The sequence below is a fragment of the Agromyces sp. P1_H4 genome, assembly GCF_056405255.1.
Window position 1 is genome coordinate 1 of record NZ_JBFUCL010000559.1, and the last position, 1,184, is coordinate 1,184.

At 72.6% G+C, this 1,184-nt stretch carries 2 protein-coding genes; both read left to right on the forward strand.

The features are described from left to right. Positions 1–54 precede the first annotated feature (54 nt). Entirely contained in the window at positions 55–138 is an 84-nt protein-coding gene (locus tag AC1DY2_RS19945; RefSeq protein WP_476763995.1) for an SHOCT domain-containing protein, read from the forward strand. 108 nt (positions 139–246) lie between these two features. Then, positions 247–1,140, forward strand: coding sequence for an endonuclease/exonuclease/phosphatase family protein (locus AC1DY2_RS19950; protein WP_476763994.1), 894 nt, complete (start codon positions 247–249; stop codon positions 1,138–1,140). The last annotated feature ends 44 nt before the right edge of the window (positions 1,141–1,184 follow it).

Genomic DNA, 1,184 nt, shown 5'->3' on the forward strand with positions numbered 1-1,184 from the left:
GCGGCACCGCCGCCGGCCGCGCCTGCGGCAGGCGGCTCCGACGTCATCGCCCAGCTGCAGCAGCTCGCCGATCTGAAGGCCCAGGGGATCCTGAGCGACGAGGAGTTCGCGGCCGCGAAGGCCAAGCTGCTCGGCTGATCGGGAGTCCGGCGACCAGGGCCGGTCGTGCATCGGGGGATGCACGGTCGGCCCTTCGTCGCGGCGCAACCCCCTCGTTCCCGTCGGCCGCCGCCGTAGGCTGTGACGATGACGGATGCCGCGCTGATCGGAGCGGTGACGCCGCCTGACCTGCACGTGATGACGTACAACATCCGTCGCCGTCTCCCCCACGTCATGCCGGGCAGCCCTGATCGCTGGAGCACCCGCAGGCCGCTCGTCCGGCGCATCCTCGCCGCCGAGCGACCCACCATCCTCGGCGTGCAGGAAGCCCTGGCTGATCAGGTGGACGACCTCGCCGACGCCCTGGGACCCCGGTACCGGTGGATCGGGTACGGGCGCAATCCGTCGGGCCGCGGCGAGCGCTGTCCGATCTTCTACGACGCCGAACGGCTCGAGCTCACGCAGTGGCGGCAGCTCGCCCTGTCGTCGACACCCGAGGTCGCAGGGTCCCGGTCGTGGGGGAACATCGTCCGCCGCGTCGTCGTGGAGGCCGAGTTCACCGACCGCGCGACGGGCGCGAGGGTGCTCGCCTCCAACACGCATCTCGATCACCTCTCGACCCGCTCGAGGCTCGAGTCCGCGCGGTACCTGTTGGCGAGGGCGGCCGCGGCGAGCGCCGCCGAACCGGATGCCGCGATCGTCGTCACCGGTGACGTCAACGCCGACGTCGACTCGGCGGTCCACCGTCGTCTCACCGAGAGCGGTGTGCTGCGCGACACGTGGCAGGCCGCGGCAGAGCGACTGACCCCGCAGTGGGGAACGTTCTCGAACTACCGACGCCTCCGCCGGGGCGGCAAGCGCATCGACCTCGTCCTCGTGGGTCCGGGCGTCGTCGTCGAGCGCACGGGCATCAACGCCGTGCGATTCGACGGCGCCGCGGCATCCGACCACGAACCGGTGCAGGCCGTGATCCGGGCCCCGGCCGCGCCGGGTGGGATCGCGAGCGCCACGGAGACCGCAGCGCAGTCGGAGGAGCGATGATCGCGACCTTCCTCCGCCGGCCCGTCGGCGCCGAGGTCCTGGCC

Coding starts and splice junctions, on each gene's coding strand:
- AC1DY2_RS19950 (WP_476763994.1), top strand. CDS start 247: ATGACGGATGCCGCGCTGATCGGAGCGGTGACGCCGCCTGACCTGCAC.